Origin of the sequence: Bacillus sp. FSL K6-1106 (assembly GCF_038005245.1) — a bacterium.
Classification (GTDB): domain Bacteria; phylum Bacillota; class Bacilli; order Bacillales; family Bacillaceae; genus Bacillus; species Bacillus altitudinis.
In genome coordinates this window covers 1,527,747-1,543,110 of the sequence record NZ_JBBOSV010000001.1, presented here as the reverse complement: position 1 = coordinate 1,543,110, position 15,364 = coordinate 1,527,747, and the positions used below count along the sequence as shown (strand labels likewise).

At 37.1% G+C, this 15,364-nt stretch carries 14 protein-coding genes, 1 tRNA gene and 1 pseudogene; 7 read left to right on the top strand and 9 right to left on the bottom strand.

What is annotated here, in order from left to right:
- Positions 1-56: 56 nt before the first annotated feature.
- Positions 57-1,205: an iron-containing alcohol dehydrogenase gene (locus MHI20_RS08105; RefSeq protein WP_340937504.1), complete on the bottom strand. Its 1,149-nt coding sequence runs from the start codon at positions 1,203-1,205 to the stop codon at positions 57-59.
- Between the two features lie 265 nt (positions 1,206-1,470).
- Here MHI20_RS08105 and MHI20_RS08100 point away from each other — a divergent pair, with 265 nt between their 5' ends.
- The 4 genes and pseudogenes from MHI20_RS08100 to MHI20_RS08085 all read left to right on the top strand — a co-directional run.
- Positions 1,471-2,376 (top strand): AraC family transcriptional regulator, encoded by a 906-nt coding sequence (locus tag MHI20_RS08100; protein ID WP_340937502.1) that lies wholly within the window; start codon positions 1,471-1,473, stop codon positions 2,374-2,376.
- A gap of 137 nt (positions 2,377-2,513) precedes the next feature.
- Positions 2,514-3,632 carry a Rap family tetratricopeptide repeat protein gene (locus tag MHI20_RS08095; RefSeq protein WP_047946747.1) on the top strand — a complete coding sequence of 373 codons (1,119 nt, stop codon included), beginning with the start codon at positions 2,514-2,516 and terminating at the stop codon, positions 3,630-3,632.
- On the top strand, positions 3,622-3,822 hold the full coding sequence (locus MHI20_RS08090) for a hypothetical protein (RefSeq protein WP_047946748.1): 201 nt from the start codon (positions 3,622-3,624) through the stop codon (positions 3,820-3,822). Before MHI20_RS08095 ends, MHI20_RS08090 begins: the two co-directional genes overlap by 11 nt.
- Before the next feature lie 310 nt (positions 3,823-4,132).
- A pseudogene (locus MHI20_RS08085) lies at positions 4,133-4,411 on the top strand (tyrosine-type recombinase/integrase); the annotation flags it as partial.
- Positions 4,412-4,526: 115 nt separating this feature from the next.
- On the opposite strand, the gene MHI20_RS08080 reads toward MHI20_RS08085, so the two are convergent.
- The 3 genes from MHI20_RS08080 to MHI20_RS08070 form a co-directional block, all read right to left on the bottom strand.
- Positions 4,527-5,423, bottom strand: a complete 897-nt coding sequence (locus tag MHI20_RS08080; RefSeq protein ID WP_326377941.1) for an HNH endonuclease signature motif containing protein — start codon at positions 5,421-5,423, stop codon at positions 4,527-4,529.
- Positions 5,420-6,829: an ATP-dependent nuclease gene (locus MHI20_RS08075; protein ID WP_340939292.1), complete on the bottom strand. Its 1,410-nt coding sequence runs from the start codon at positions 6,827-6,829 to the stop codon at positions 5,420-5,422. Before MHI20_RS08075 ends, MHI20_RS08080 begins: the two co-directional genes overlap by 4 nt.
- 261 nt (positions 6,830-7,090) lie before the next feature.
- Entirely contained in the window at positions 7,091-7,249 is a 159-nt protein-coding gene (locus tag MHI20_RS08070) for a TOPRIM nucleotidyl transferase/hydrolase domain-containing protein (RefSeq protein ID WP_234712536.1), read from the bottom strand.
- A gap of 645 nt (positions 7,250-7,894) precedes the next feature.
- Between MHI20_RS08070 and MHI20_RS08065 the strand changes: the two genes are divergently transcribed.
- Positions 7,895-9,799 carry a hypothetical protein gene (locus MHI20_RS08065; protein WP_340937497.1) on the top strand — a complete coding sequence of 635 codons (1,905 nt, stop codon included), beginning with the start codon at positions 7,895-7,897 and terminating at the stop codon, positions 9,797-9,799.
- Between the two features lie 578 nt (positions 9,800-10,377).
- Here the strand turns inward: MHI20_RS08065 and MHI20_RS08060 are convergent.
- From MHI20_RS08060 to cudC, 4 genes are all read right to left on the bottom strand, one after another.
- Positions 10,378-10,866, bottom strand: coding sequence for a tyrosine-type recombinase/integrase (locus MHI20_RS08060; RefSeq protein WP_152668744.1), 489 nt, complete (start codon positions 10,864-10,866; stop codon positions 10,378-10,380).
- Positions 10,818-11,102: a phage integrase SAM-like domain-containing protein gene (locus tag MHI20_RS08055; protein ID WP_047946752.1), complete on the bottom strand. Its 285-nt coding sequence runs from the start codon at positions 11,100-11,102 to the stop codon at positions 10,818-10,820. The genes MHI20_RS08060 and MHI20_RS08055 overlap by 49 nt, the downstream gene beginning before the upstream one ends.
- 124 nt (positions 11,103-11,226) lie before the next feature.
- Positions 11,227-11,299, bottom strand: a tRNA-Ala gene (locus tag MHI20_RS08050).
- A gap of 72 nt (positions 11,300-11,371) precedes the next feature.
- Positions 11,372-11,929, bottom strand: coding sequence for a choline uptake/conversion transcriptional regulator CudC (gene cudC, locus MHI20_RS08045; protein WP_024719673.1), 558 nt, complete (start codon positions 11,927-11,929; stop codon positions 11,372-11,374).
- Between the two features lie 206 nt (positions 11,930-12,135).
- Here cudC and betB point away from each other — a divergent pair, with 206 nt between their 5' ends.
- Positions 12,136-13,605 carry a betaine-aldehyde dehydrogenase gene (gene betB, locus MHI20_RS08040; RefSeq protein WP_340937490.1) on the top strand — a complete coding sequence of 490 codons (1,470 nt, stop codon included), beginning with the start codon at positions 12,136-12,138 and terminating at the stop codon, positions 13,603-13,605.
- A 27-nt stretch (positions 13,606-13,632) separates the two neighbouring features.
- Positions 13,633-14,841, top strand: coding sequence for an iron-containing alcohol dehydrogenase (locus tag MHI20_RS08035; RefSeq protein ID WP_061420009.1), 1,209 nt, complete (start codon positions 13,633-13,635; stop codon positions 14,839-14,841).
- Positions 14,842-14,881: 40 nt separating this feature from the next.
- Here the strand turns inward: MHI20_RS08035 and MHI20_RS08030 are convergent, their stop codons facing one another.
- Positions 14,882-15,361, bottom strand: a complete 480-nt coding sequence (locus MHI20_RS08030) for a DinB family protein (protein ID WP_041091922.1) — start codon at positions 15,359-15,361, stop codon at positions 14,882-14,884.
- Positions 15,362-15,364: the final 3 nt, after the last annotated feature.

The following is a 15,364-nucleotide window of genomic DNA, read 5'->3' as shown; positions in this document are numbered from 1 at the left end:
TCTGCAAACTGTATAAAGATTGTGTCGCATCTATCCTTACTAATTCTAAGATTAGTTTATTTCATATGATTCAGCAGAGCTACAATAGTTTCCTTTGGATAAAGGGATTGCATCTGAGCCATTTCAATGGTTCGATAAATATGAGAGGCAATCTCTTCGATCTTATCCTTTGTGATATGAACTTGCTCAAGTTTGACAGGAGCACCAATGCTGACAAACCAGTTTGTTAACGCCTCGATGCCTTCTTCTGCTGTTTGCAGGCCAAAGACATGGCGTGCGAATCGTTCATATCTTGTTGGGTTCATTGGATGGTGCCATTCCATCCATGCGGGATAAACAACTGCAAGGCCAGCGCCATGAGGCACATCGTACAATGCAGATAAGGAATGCTCGATCAAATGGGAATCATAGCGATTTCCTTCTACCCCAGTGAAGGTTGTTCTGTTTAGAGCTTGAGCAGCTGCCCAGGCAAATTCGCCTCTTGCTTCATAGTCTCTTGGATTCTTCAGCAAGGTTTCTGTGGTTCGAATGACTGTTCTGATAATGTTTTCGATATGAATTGCTGTCATTTCAGGAATGTAGGAGGCAGTAAAATATAAATCCATACAGTGGGACAAAATATCAACGCCAGAGTAAGCCAGGTATTCGTTAGTAACCGTTTCCTGAAGTTCTGGGTTAATGACCGACACTGTAGGGAAAGCAACCGGACTAGAGAAACCAAATTTTTCAGTCGTTTCTTCATTGGTAATAACCGCCGAAGCATTCATCTCACTGCCAGTAGCCGACAAGGTCAGAATATCGAATATTTTCAGTGCAGCATCGGGATATTTCTTATAGCTGCACAAGTCCCATACGTCACCATCATATACAGCTCCAGCGGCAATCACCTTTGCAGTATCCAGCACCGAGCCCCCACCTACTGCCAGTACGGCATCTACACCATTCTCTTTGGCAATACCTACGCCTTCCCTGGCTTTACTAATGACGGGATTACTTTTGACTCCGCCTAGAGTGACATAACCAATCCCGTTTTCGCTAAGCGATTTCACAACTCTATCGAACAAGCCTGATGCTTTAATTCGCTCTGATCCGTAAACTAAAAGCGCTTTTTTTACGCCATAAGGTGCCATGTAACCGCCAATCAAATTTTCTTTATCTTTACCAAATTCTACTCTAGTCGGATTGTAGAATGTAAAATCTTTCATAATGCATCATTCTCCTTTTTGGACCACGTGGCGGTCTTTTTTGATGTTTCTATTCTGTACTATAAATGAAAAAAAGTTGTGATTACATATCCAGATTACTGAGGATTTTGTCTTAATCACAGATCAAAATCAAATCCGTAATTGGAACAAGTTCTTCGTTGATTTGACTATGTATAGGGCGTGAATTCAGGTGTATAATGAAATTTAATTTTGAATTTAATTAACAAAGCTCGCTTTGAGTTTTGTTTGAAGGGAATTGTGGCTCATGATAAATATCGATTCAATCTCTGTATTGCACGACATTCTAGGCTGTGCGACACCCAAGCATCCATTAATTACACTGATTGATTACAATACGATCAATTCTCGTGAATCTGAATACAATATCTCATACAAGCTTAACCTCTATATGATTTCCTTGAAAAATAATGCTGAGTGTGAGCTAATTTATGGACGAAAGTATTATGATTTTGATGGGGGCAGCCTGATGTTTGCAGCGCCAGGACAAATTCTCGCTAAGGGGGACCGAAACAGTAACGAGAAATCAGAAGGCTGGATGCTATGCTTCCACCCAGATTTGATCAGAGGCAATGCACTGTGGCACAAAATGCAGGAATACAGCTTTTTTGAATACGAGGCGAATGAAGCTTTGCACCTATCAGATCAGGAAAATGAAATTGTGGACCGTATTGTTAGCCATATTGAAGTTGAATATAGTGGAAACCTGGATATCTACAGTAACGATCTTCTTATATCATATCTGGAAGTGTTGCTGAACTATGCCAAACGCTTTTACGGGAGACAATTTATAACAAGAACCGCCATCGTCAAAGACTCCGTTGCTAAATTTGAACAGTTGCTGCAGGAACAATGTACAACGGAATCGATTGAAAAAATAGGCATGCCCAGCGTAAAAGGACTTGCACGAGCGATGGGATATTCCCCGAATTATCTTTCGGATATGCTGAAAAAGGAAACAGGAAAGACGGCACAGGAATTTATTAAATTGCAAATGCTGGAGATCGCCAAGCGATTACTGGAGACGACTGAAGACCCCATTTATCTAATTGCAGAAAAGATCGGATTTGAACAACCGTCAAGCTTTACCAAGTTTATCAAAATGCAATTAGGAGTAAGTCCTGCTGATTATAGAAGGATGAAAGTCGAATGATTCATGTATTACTCACACGGCTCCTTTGCAGGAGCTCTTTTTTTGTTCTATTTGCGGTTTCTTTTCGGTGCTTTGTAAATTCCTGTATGTAATAATATATGTAATATAAGGGAATTTTGTGGAAGGGGAGTAAGGGGATGGAGAAGGTTCTTTCTTCACATGTTGGTGTGAAAATAAATGAATGGTATAAAATGATTCGTCAATTTAGTGTACCGGATGCAGAGATTTTGAAAGCTGAGGTAGAACAAGAAATTGAACGAATGGAAGAAGACCAGGATTTACTGATTTACTATCAATTGATGTGCTTTCGCCACCAGCTTATGCTTGATTATATTAAACCTTCAGAGCAACGGTCTTTATCGATTGCAGACCTAGTGGATAAAATCGAGAATTCAAATCATAAATTATCCGGCATGCTGCAGTATTACAACGCATTTTTTCGCGGAATGTATGAGTTCAGTATAAAAGAATATGTACAGGCCATCCAATATTACAAGATCGCTGAGCGGCAGCTCGCACTGGTTGTAGATGATATTGAGCAAGCGGAGTTTCACTTCAAGGTGGCTGAAGCCTATTATATTATGAAACAAACCCATGTTTCTATGCATCACATCATAAAGGCGCTTGAAATATACGATCAGTATGAGTTATACAAGATTAGAAAAGTTCAATGCTTATTTGTAATCGCAGGAAATTATGATGATTTTAAGCAGTATGAAAAATCATTAATACATCTGAATAAAGCCTATTCCATCGCCGAAGAAATAGCGGATAAAAGGTTGATTGCCAAGGCACTTTTAAATATAGGAAACAATTATGAAAAAAAACAAGATTATGCAAAGGCTATCCAATATTATCAAGAGTCCCTTGAAATATCAGAAGATGATGTGGACGATGTAAAATCGGTCATATATGTTAACCTTTGTTGGGCGCTATATAAGACAGGAGAAAATGATGAAGCATCCAAATTAGTGGATAAAGCTTTGGAACTTGTCTCTCATAAAGAGAACCAGCACGAAATTTTATTAATACGTTCTATAAGAACAACATATGAAAGTAATGATGAGGAAGAGATTCAAGCTATGCTACAGACATTTGAAGAAAAGCAGCTGTTTGTTTTCGTAGAAGAATTCACTAAAAACCTTGCAGTTATTCATGAAAAAAGAGGAAAGTTTGAGAAAGCAACAGAATATTACAGGAAGGCATTTCAAGCCCAACATAATATTCAAAAAGGAGAGTGTCTTTATGAGTGTTAAAAAAATGATTGTTATAAGCTCTATTATCCTTCTAGGTGCAGGTGTACATGAAGCATCTAGCTTGATTAAACCAGCATCAAATCGGAATACAACAATGGAGGAGTCGAATAGAAATACAACTTTCATTCCACAAAAAATCGATCGAAACACGACTATGATCGATCGAAACACAACTTCTCAAAACGTATAGGCAAAATTAAAACAGACCCTGCATGGTCTGTTTTTTTATGGGGACGGATTGGGGACCAACCCTTTCAGTTTTGTTCAGAAATGAAAATATTTATTCAGAAAGGCTCATCATAGAACCTTATTAAATCAGTCTTTTTCAGAGAACGTCTGTTTGCTTCGGGTGATGTCGTTCACCCTGCCAGCGTAGCGCTCTCCCAGCTGAGCTAATGCCCCATGAAAAATCAACATTTTATTCCTACTGACCACAACTCTAATTGAATTGTAATTTAATAAGGGATAATGGTCAATAAAAAATGTTGTAGTGGTCATGTAACGGCTTGGTATTCATTACAAAATACGGTGATGCTATAGCAACCTCACCAACACATAATAACATCCAGAAGCGGCTGCATAAGTATTCTAGGATGTATGGTTTGAAGAATATCAATCCTCATGCCTTAAGTAGAGGTTTTGCAAAGTCATTGCTTGATAAAGGGACAAATGTTGCGGTGATATCTAAAGCGTTGGGTCATAGTGATTTATCAGTAACAACTAAATATTTGCATTTAGATGTCGATGAAGTAGCAAATAACTTACGTTCCTATTTGTAAGTGAGTTCCTTACCTATATAATAAGGTCTAAATGTGGAAGAACCGCTTTGTTACTTAAATGCGGTTCTTTTCACTACCTTGTTAATTTTAAACTTATCTATGTTATACAGTATGCTTATTTAGAAGTTGGGATTTGTAAATCTTGCTCGCTTGCTAATGTCTCATCTCTTGCCTGTGAGATGTAGTTAAACTGATGGATGCCTTCATTGCAGAACCAAGTATTTCCCTTTACCCCCTCATACAAAGCGGTTTTCCAAGAATTAACTCCTATATTTAAGTTGGTCACATATAGATCATTCAGGCTTTGTGCTACAGCTTCATCTCCACCAATTCTGTATAGTTCCTTTAATTGGTATATCTGTGAGTGAATTTCTCCACTAGCCAGTACACTGTAGAAATTGTCTAATTCTAATAAGTTAAATAGATTTTCCATCTTAATAAATTCATCATCACTAAATGTATCTGGCTTACTTACGTAATATTTAAAAGCTAGATTGTCATCCTTATTTGCCAGCTCTGCAAATAAAAACTTTTCATGACCTAGAGTGTCGAAATATGGATGAAATGTTTCCTGGCCTTCGAGTTGTTTGTGCTCTAACTTCTTGGAATTACAATCAGAACAACACGGTAACAAGTTTACTGGGTCGACAGAGTACATCGGATAATGCTTTTTGGGCAAATAGTGGTCTAAGGTGTTGCTTGATTGCACCCCACAGTATGGGCAAAGAAGTGACGTCCCGAGTATATAATCGTAGTATGGTCTAGAGTGTTGTGAGTCCCTAAGTTTACTATATAAAAAAGTCATATTTGGGTAGGTGAAACTATCATTTTCTGCCCCATCAATCTGAAAGAGCTTTTTCCCATTAGCTAGCTCTACATAGGTTTCAGACCTACTTTTAAAATTATCTATGTTATCGTAGACTCTCTTTTGTAGCGCTTTGTCATGGATTCCTTGCACACACTTTATGAGAACATTTCTATAGTTTAATGATGGACTTTCTAATTTTATCACTGATGTTCACTCTTCTCTTTTGCTATAAGTAGGCTTCTAATTACAGTTCTAGCCTCTGCTCCTAACTGATTATTAAAGTACTCTAAAATATCATTAAAGTCATCAAACTCTTCCACAGCCTCTTTTAATCGTAAATGGAAACCAGAATCATTAACTTCCAAGCCAAATATTTCACGAGTCAGTGTTCCTACGTTTTCTCCAAATGTTTCAAGTCTAGGTCTCGTAAGGCTTATGAACTTATTGGTTCTATTCATTATAGTTACACATCTGGCAGGTACTTCTTGAACTATGACAGGTGAGTGGGTTGCTATTAGACCAACTGCATTTCTGTAAATAAGTAGCTCTGTAACAGAACGCATTAGAGCTGCAATTAATGGTGGATGGAGATGAGTTTCAGGTTCATCCATTATTAAGATACTACGTTCTTCCAAGACTTCTACCATTTTTGTTATGGTTAATAGAACATTCATATGACCAGAACTTAATTTTTCGAATATAGGCTCAATTTTTCCGTAGTATTCTGGACTTATCAGGTACTCTATCCCAAGTCCCGAAAAGATTGAATCACTATTCAGTACACGTATTGCTTTTTTCCATCTTGTTGTCTTTGCATTCTTAGATATAATTTTTAAAGATGTCTTGAACTCCTCACACATATCCTTTACTGTTTTTGGTACTCTAATATCTCCACTGTTTTTCATCAACCCTATTTCAAAGTAGGGAATACCCTTTGTGTCAGTATCCTTTATAAAATTAAATTCACTATTATCAAAGCTGCTGAAACTTAAAGTAATGATGTTTGCAAATAACCTCTCGTCTTGAGTATCAACATCATACTTTATTTCCCCATAATCAGTATTTAATAAGCAAGTTACGAGGCTCTTCATTAGGTTTGTTTTACCAACGCCATTTCTTCCTATGATTACATGTAAATTTGTAGGAGGAGAACTCTTAGGTTTAACATCTACTGCTAAATAGGCATCTTTGTAAAAGTCCTCTTCTGTTTCAGATAAGTTTGGTCTAGGTAATTTATAAGTAAAATTGTACCTTGTAAGTTTAGAGTTTCCTTGAGCTAAACGATGGTATTGTCCCCTTACTGACGTACTTGAAACACTACGTAGAATTGATTTTGTAACGATATGGAAGAAACGTACTTCATTAAAAAGTTCTTGATTAAATGCTAAGTCGTTCAAACTATCCAAAATCTTTTCCCTAACATCTGCACCCAATTCATTTAGCTTCCTATAGAATTCTGCATCTTGCCCTAACGAGAAGTAATTTTCTCCTATGTCCTCAAACTCCTCTGGTATATCAACGCTTATTATTTTATCTACGTACTTCAGTTCCTTATTTCCAATTTTAGTAGAGCCAATCCATTCCAATTTTCCATTATGTGAAATGTACATAGAATACAACGTTTTATATTCCCACCAATCGTTCCAAGAATCGGGTATTAAAAATACCTACGTTTCATCTGTTGGTCTAACTGATACTAAACTGTCCACTTTAAAAAACTTCACTATCTTCACCCTTAGTTTATAGTTGGACATCTGTATTAGTTGTCCTTAAACTACTTAACAAAATAAAGAAAATTGCTTCAGATATATAATTCTTAGTTCCTTTACATAACAAATTCTACTTGCTCTACCTTAAGAACTGCTCCAGTTTCAGACCTTGCCTCTTGCTCTAATGACATGGATATTCAAATCACGCTCTTTAATAAAGTGCTTAAATACAACATATTCAGTATTTCTTTCTACAACAATTATCTCATCAGCAAAGAAGAATTCGTTGACATATGAATCCGCATAATTTAAGAGCTTCATGTTCTTTATATCATCTTCATCAAACTGGGAACTGGAAGATTGATATAGTTCGATAGCTTCGGTTTTTCCAATTCTAAATACCTGAATAGTAGTATGGTTCTCAGAAAGGTCAATCAGCAATGGAGAGTGGGTAGAAATATTTTTAGTCGCAAAAAAACACTACCTAACATGTAAATTTATCTAAAACAATCGTGCTAATTATAACAAAAAAATTACACAAAATCCAAAAATATTCTATAATTTTCTATATACCCATAAACTAACCTGGAGGATGCTGGTTCGGAGAGGCTTCAGTTGTATGGCTACTATTCTTGTTTAAGGTAGGGAGAGGATATATTTTCCGCATTTTACAGTTATTCCGTTAGGGGAAGAGAGGATAGTACCTCAACTCAAACGATACGGTGTACAGAAAATCTTCGAGACGAGAAGGATAATTGATGCTTTTCGACAAATAAATAAAAACACCTAAACAATAAGTATTTCTAAAGTAAACCTCGAAACGTGTATACATTATTCCTTCTCCACGTCCATGGAACAATGTATATAATAGAAACAAGTAAGAAGGGGATTAATGTAAAAGAGGTAGAATGAACTTTAGTTAAATAATCTAAAAGGAAATGATAGAGACGTCAGAAAGGAGAACATATGTCAGGGATTAAATTCTATTCTGAGTATGATATGGCTTGTGGTAGGGAACTAGAAAAAATAGTAGAAAAAGTTAATAATGAGGCTATTGATTCTGAATGGAGTATTGCTGATTTATTAGACTTTCATAATGTTTTAAAATACATAAACATTGAAAGGTTTAGTGACCATATCGTTCAAGAGACAAGTATTGATATAAAAACTTATGAGAAGAAAATAAGACAAAAAATCGGTATCTTCGTAGGCTGTCATAAGGATGTTTTCATCAACCTATATGATGAAATTGACTTTGATATCACAGATGATTTCTTTGAAGTTCTTGATGGTTACAAGTTATATCAAAGAATTGAAATTAATAATTTTAGACGATTTCTTGAAAAGGAAAATGTATATATTTATACAGTACTCAAGTTTAAGAGATTGACTGAGTATTTTAATGAAGCAGTTAAAGATGTGCTAATATCTGACTCTAGGAATGCAGAGACAATTCTGTCAAAGTATCTAAAAGAAAATGATTTATATTTGCCACCATCTTTGAATGAAACAGATATATTAAGTTTGATTGATGAATATATTGATTCACCACTAGTTAATATAAATGTATTGAGAACAATCATTAATTTCCCAACAAATAAGGGGTTAAGTATACCTGATAAAATCAAATTGCATGCCAAGAGAAATGCTGAAAAAGAGGAAGAAAAAATCTTTAATAACGGAACAGGTATTGAATCGGGAGTAATGATTTCTTATCCGAAGGACCAAGATGAAGCTATATTAATTAATATGAATGATAGAACAGTAGACATCAAGGTAAGTAGAAAGTGGATTGAAGAAAATACTGATTATCCTACGCTTTGGAATAATTTTATTTATCTATTTGGATTTGTTGATGGAAATATGAAATTAGAATTTGATTCAAAAAAAAGTGAAAGCGGTATTCTAGAGTCAGTAATTAGACCACAAGCAGAACACTTGTATTACCAATCATACTCTTTTAGCTTCAAAGAAATGTTGTCTAATGCTGAGATATATAGCTATGTTAATGTATTAAATGTTCTTGGTATAAGATTGGAAGAAATGATTGAATGGTTTTTTGATGTTTACTTAAACGAAGAATTTCAAATTAATGATTTTATAGTTAAAATGCCGTCGAGCGGAGCATCCCATTTCGAAAAGTGTAGAACTATTCTCCCTGAGATAGATAGAATTTTTAAACAGTATAATGCTTTGATTGAAGATGGGATAATAGACCAGGAATTAATTCAAATGTCATCTTCAAGTTTTAAAATTAAAGATATTAAGTCGTTTAATAAAAAGAAGTATGTTTATTCTTCCAGTTACTGGTATAAAACAGCTTCATTCTTATTGTTTTCTGACCAGAGTAGCATATTCTATTTACCAAAAAGAGAAGAGGAATATAAGAATTTTTTCAACTTGATAATTTCTGAAAAGTTAACTAGAAATGATTTTCAAGAGTATCAATTGAAAACAATGCAATGGTTATTTGAAAATAACTTAATCTGTGAGAGTAACATGGGACACATTGAGTTTGTTGACCAGAAAGTCATATATGTTCTTAAGGAACTGTATTATAAAGAAGTAATGAGTTATTGGCATTACCCTAAGGATATAAAAATATTGATAGAAGAGTTAAGTAGTCGCAATCTTGTTGATTTTGAAACCAGCCTGTTTTCAAGAAATGAACAAGATTATCTAGATTATTATCTCAATAAATCAAAATTTACCAATGGTCATGATATCCGAAATAAGTATTTACATGGAACAAATACTAATGATGAGAAACAATACGAGATAGATTACTACTTGATTCTTAAACTGTTTGTCATAATAGTCATTAAAATAAATGATGACTTATGTATAAAAGAGAATGATGCCAATAATTGAAATGGCAAAGACCTAACTCATGACGAGATAGGTCTTGTTTTATTATTAGAACATGCTTCGGTATCATTGTTTTGAGGTGTAACACGCAATGATAAATACTCAAACATGGCATAATCATTAATATAATAACACCTAATGACTTTATGAGCCGAATGTGGTGCAATGGATAGCACGTGATTTTCATTTCTTTCGTTGAATTGTGCTGAGTGCATGACTATAATCCTTATGTCTCTTGAATCTTCAATAGGCATGAGGATTTTTTATTAAAAAAGTTTGATGAATATTAACCAAATTTCTGGATTCTATCACTACTTTATAATTATAAATGTAGCTATATCGTGAGAAGTGGTTAATGGCTAATTGAATATAAGTAATACATGATTATACAAAGGTTTTCAGCTTCTGTAGCAGCTATGTTCATAACAACTGAAGCTGTTATGACCTGTAACGATTCACATAAACTGCATTAAAAAAAATCCTATTTCCTTATTGGGAGGTAGGATTTTTGGTTATTAAAATGTGATAGACGTAGTGTTACAAATGCTCTTCATGCCATAAGAAAGGTCACAAGTATACTCTTAAAATAACTTGTTTAAAGGATTAAACTTTTCGTTATTCTCTTTCAATTCATTAGAAAACATATGCAGATAACGCTCAGTTGTTTTTATACTGGTATGTCGTAAAATCCTTGCTAAGGACACGATGTCACCGCCAGATTGAATATAGGTCTTGGCAGAGTAATGTCGACAAGAGTGTGCAGAACAACGTGTTTCAGGGAATTCCATAGCCTGAGCAAGACGTTTAAAAAAGCACTTGATAGCATTTTCTGTTAAAGGTTGATTAGTCTGGCTAACGAAGACACTAGAAGAAAGTTTGCTAAATTTTTCTTCGCAATATACTCTCCATAGGGACAGTTCTCGAAGTAGGGGACTTGCGAGAGGTACATTGGCTTCTTTCCTAGCTTTCCTAAAAATTTTCATTTGTCCTGTTTCAAAGTTTATGCTTTCCCGCACTTTTTTTACCTCTGTAAAAGGATTCTCTTCAATAACTTCTCCTTCACTGCCCAATTAAACAACGCTTTAATTCTCTTCAGACGTGAATTTAAGGTGGATGGCTTATCGCCACTATCTTTGCAAAAAATCATATAACGTTTGGCAACACGAGGAGAAATGTCTTTGACTTGCTCAATAAGGAAACCCTCCAAATGTTTGTAATTGTACTCGGAAGTCTTAATACTTTGCTCTGTTACGTTTTCATAGCGTTTCTCAGCGATAAACTCATCAATCAAAAATCTAATTAACATAAAAAACCACTCCTCACAAAATAGTAGAGAAGTGGTCAGTCCGTCACGTTTTAGATAATGTCTAAGACTACTACACAAAATTGTCTTAGAAAAAACCGAAAACCATTGATAATATTAATGATAATGGAGCATAGCGGGATCGAACCGCTGACCTCTACGCTGCCAGCGTAGCGCTCTCCCAGCTGAGCTAATGCCCCGAAGTATTACGACATAACTTATTATAATCAATCCTCCTGTAAAATTCAAGCTGTAAAACACAAACACCCCGGCTATTTTTCTTTCTGATCAATCGGAATATAGTCAAAGATTTCTCCCGAATGAACCGAGTGGGCTAATCGTCTAAGCCAATCATAATAGGCTTTTGAGCTTTCAAGCTGTTCAATGAGCTGTTTCGCTTCCTCTCTTTCATGTTCCGCCGCCTGCTCATCACGAGCTACATCTTGAAGGCGTTCTTGCGCTTCTTCAATCGCTGCTAGATTGACCTCAACCTCTCGTTCCCATTTTTGCGGGAAGAAGTTCATGAAAAACTTAAAAAAGTCTTTCTCAGCAACAAAGCTGTGTTTTCTTCGGCCACGGTGAAAGGTCTTTTTGACAATATTCATGTCTTGCAGTTTTTTCACACCCGTACTCATACTAGGCTTACTCATTTGCAGCTCTTCACGCATTTCATCCAGCGTCATTTCCTCATTTAAATACATCGTCCCATATAGAATACCCGCACTTCTAGTAATGCCATAGAGATCCATTGTTTCAGCGATGGAATCAATGACGAGATCTTTAGCAGCTAAAATGCGTTCTTCTGCTTGTGGCTGTTCCTGCTTTTTCATCTTGTCCCTGCTTTCTATTAAGTGAATTCAATACGTTCAAAAAAATCTTTATGGACTATATGTTAACGAAAGAATGCAAAATGTCAAAATAAATGAAACATATCTCCCTTTGACAGAAAAATTTGAACATGTTAAGTTAATTATGTTCAAAACGTTAAATTTTTATTTAACAAACTTACCAAAGAGAATCAGAGGAGGTTCCTTCTATGAGTCAAACACTATTTATCGATGGACAATGGGTTGGCGCTAAGAGTGGCGACACAAGAGATATCATCAATCCATTTAATCAAGAAGTGATCGCGACAGTCAGTGAAGGATCAAGAAATGACGCGCAGTTAGCCATTAAGGCAGCAAGAAAAACCTTCGATCAAGGTGATTGGGCAAACATGCCTGGACTTGAAAGAGGAAATATTGTGTTCAAAATTGCTGAATTGATTAGGCGAGACCTAGATGAATTAGCCAAATTAGAATCACTTGATACGGGTAAAACATTAGAGGAAAGCAAAGCAGATATGGACGATATTGCGAACGTGTTCCAATATTATGCGGGGCTTGCTGATAAGGATGGCGGGGAAATCATTGCATCGCCTATTCCAAACTCAAAAAGCGAATTAGTCAGAGAACCTGTCGGTGTATGCGGTCAAATCACTCCTTGGAACTATCCATTGCTTCAAGCGAGCTGGAAAATCGCTCCTGCCCTTGCAGCTGGAAATACCATCGTACTAAAACCAAGTGAAATTACACCATTAACCACGATCAAAGTTTTCAAACTTATGGAAGAAGCGGGTGTTCCAGCAGGCGTTGCCAACTTAGTGCTTGGACCTGGAGCAACTGTTGGAGATGAGCTGGCTGTCAATGACCAAGTCGATTTAATTTCATTCACAGGCGGTATTGAAACAGGTAAGAAAATCATGCAGGGAGCCAGCGGGAATGTGAAGAAAATCGCCCTAGAGCTCGGCGGGAAAAACCCGAATATCGTCTTTCAAGATGCTGATTTAGACGTAGCGGTTGACCAGGCAATGAATGCTGTGTTTTTCCATGCAGGGCAAGTGTGTTCAGCAGGTTCACGCTTGTTAGTGGAAGAATCCATTCACGATGAATTTTTAGAAGAACTGGTGAAGCGTACGAAAAAAATCAAACTAGGCAACGGCTTTGATGAAGGAACCCAGAGCGGACCGCTCATCTCAGCTGAGCATCGAGAAAAAGTAGAAAAATACGTCAGCATCGCTTTAGACGAAGGCGCAACATTAGAAACAGGTGGGAAACGACCTGATGCAGAGGAGCTTCAAAAAGGATTCTTCTACTTGCCGACGATTTTCTCAGGCTGTACATCAGAGATGCGAATTGTACAGGAAGAAGTGTTTGGACCAGTCCTCACTGTCGAATCCTTCCGATCAGAGGAAGAAGTCATCGAGCTGGCAAATGACACGATTTATGGTTTAGCAGGAGCGGTGTGGTCTTCTGATATTGGCAAAGCCGAACGAGTGGCTCGTCAATTAAGATTAGGCACGGTATGGATCAACGACTTCCACCCTTATTTTGCCCAAGCACCGTGGGGTGGGTATAAACAATCAGGTCTTGGGCGTGAATTAGGACGTACGGGCCTTGAAGAATATACGGAACTAAAACATTTATATCGAAATACAAAACCAGAAGCGGTTCATTGGTTTAAATAAATATCACTTATCTGGAGGAGATACTATATGACTTTAAATATGAAAATTGAAAGCATGCAAAAATTCCATACGTTTGAAATTCCGACTGTCATCAAGCATGGCATTGGGGCAGTGAAACATGTTGGGGAAGAAGTGAAAACATACGGCGTTTCAAAGGTATTGCTTGTGACAGATCCTGGTATTTATCAAGCAGGTGTTGTAGATCCAGTGATTGCTTCATTAAAAGAAGCGCAAGTTGATGTGGTTCTATTTAATAAAGTAGAACCAAACCCGCCAGTCCGTTTAGTGAATGAAGGATCTGCGTTATATGAAAAAGAAGGTTGTAATGGTTTAGTCGCAGTAGGCGGCGGAAGCTCAATGGATACAGCGAAGGCTATCGGTGTGGAAGCGACTCATGAAGGATCAGTTCTTGATTACGAAGCGGCTGAGGGGAAAAAACCGCTTGAAAATAGAATCCCTCCGTTAACCACAATTCCGACAACGGCTGGTACAGGTTCAGAGGTCACGCAGTGGGCAGTGATCACTGACGAAGAAAGGGAATTCAAATTCAACACAGGTGGACCGCTCATTGCAGCTCACCTAACAGTGATTGATCCTGAGCTTCATGTATCTATGCCGCCGCATGTGACGGCAATGACGGGTATCGATGCGCTTGCTCACGCGATCGAATGCTATACGATGAAGTTTGCTCAGCCAATTACAGATGCGGTAGCGCTCATGGCCATTGAATATGCTGCTCATTATATTCGCCGTGCCTTTGCCGATGGAGAGGATTTGGAAGCAAGATATGGTATGGCACAAGCTGCGATGCTTGCCGGACTTTCCTATGGCAGTGAATCAGCTGGCGCAGCCCATGCGATGAGCCAAACGCTTGGAGGGATTATTCCAGTCGCACATGGCCAATGTGTAGCGGCAATGATGGGACCTGTCATGGAATATAACTGGAAAGGGTACCCAGAGAAATTCGCTCGAATTGCGCAAGCATTCGGTATTGATACAAGCAGAATGACAACAGAGGAAGCTGCAAAAGCAGCAGTGAATTGGATGTATGATTTAGTGGAAGACCTAGAAGTTCCTTCATTAGAAGAACAAGGTGTACCAAAAGATATGATCGACCGTTTATCTAAAGAAGCAATGAAAGATCCGCAAACAGTTGGAAACCCAAGAGACCTGAACGAAAAAGCATACAACTGGATTTACGCTCGCTGCTTTGATTTAACACCTAAAACAGTGTAACAATGAAAAAAGGCTCCCAAAAGGGAGTCTTTTTTACATCTTATAGCTGTTCTTTAATTTCTTTAATTTGATGAATATGGCGCTTTTCATGTGCGCCGATAAAATCAAGGTATTGCTTTAATGAAAGTTCTTCAAATACAGGATGTGCAATCACGCGTTTGAAATCTTCCTCTGTAAACGTTGATAAAATTTGATTTAATTTTTCACGAGCTGTATCAAGTTCATCTTTTAAATGTGTAGGTGTCACATGCTTGCGCTCTGGCTCAACAATACTAGGCGCGATGGCTTTTTTTGAACGATCCTCTGCCATTTCCACCGGCTTTGGCTCATATTCTTTAATCGGTGCTTTTTTCCCCTCGGCAGCTAGATGTTTTGCTGCAACTAGGTCCATCTTCTTTAAATGATCTGCAACTTCTTGAATACTCCAAGTATCATCAGATAATTTTTGATTTAATTGTTCTTCGCTCAATCCTTGCAGCTCTTGCCACAATTCTTGTCTTGCTTCATGTAATAAACTCATTTC

Coding starts and splice junctions, on each gene's coding strand:
- MHI20_RS08105 (WP_340937504.1), bottom strand. CDS start 1,205: ATGAAAGATTTTACATTCTACAATCCGACTAGAGTAGAATTTGGTAAA.
- MHI20_RS08100 (WP_340937502.1), top strand. CDS start 1,471: ATGATAAATATCGATTCAATCTCTGTATTGCACGACATTCTAGGCTGT.
- MHI20_RS08095 (WP_047946747.1), top strand. CDS start 2,514: ATGGAGAAGGTTCTTTCTTCACATGTTGGTGTGAAAATAAATGAATGG.
- MHI20_RS08090 (WP_047946748.1), top strand. CDS start 3,622: ATGAGTGTTAAAAAAATGATTGTTATAAGCTCTATTATCCTTCTAGGT.
- MHI20_RS08075 (WP_340939292.1), bottom strand. CDS start 6,829: ATGTACATTTCACATAATGGAAAATTGGAATGGATTGGCTCTACTAAA.
- MHI20_RS08070 (WP_234712536.1), bottom strand. CDS start 7,249: ATGAAGCTCTTAAATTATGCGGATTCATATGTCAACGAATTCTTCTTT.
- MHI20_RS08065 (WP_340937497.1), top strand. CDS start 7,895: ATGTCAGGGATTAAATTCTATTCTGAGTATGATATGGCTTGTGGTAGG.
- MHI20_RS08055 (WP_047946752.1), bottom strand. CDS start 11,102: ATGTTAATTAGATTTTTGATTGATGAGTTTATCGCTGAGAAACGCTAT.
- cudC (WP_024719673.1), bottom strand. CDS start 11,929: ATGAAAAAGCAGGAACAGCCACAAGCAGAAGAACGCATTTTAGCTGCT.
- betB (WP_340937490.1), top strand. CDS start 12,136: ATGAGTCAAACACTATTTATCGATGGACAATGGGTTGGCGCTAAGAGT.
- MHI20_RS08035 (WP_061420009.1), top strand. CDS start 13,633: ATGACTTTAAATATGAAAATTGAAAGCATGCAAAAATTCCATACGTTT.
- MHI20_RS08030 (WP_041091922.1), bottom strand. CDS start 15,361: ATGAGTTTATTACATGAAGCAAGACAAGAATTGTGGCAAGAGCTGCAA.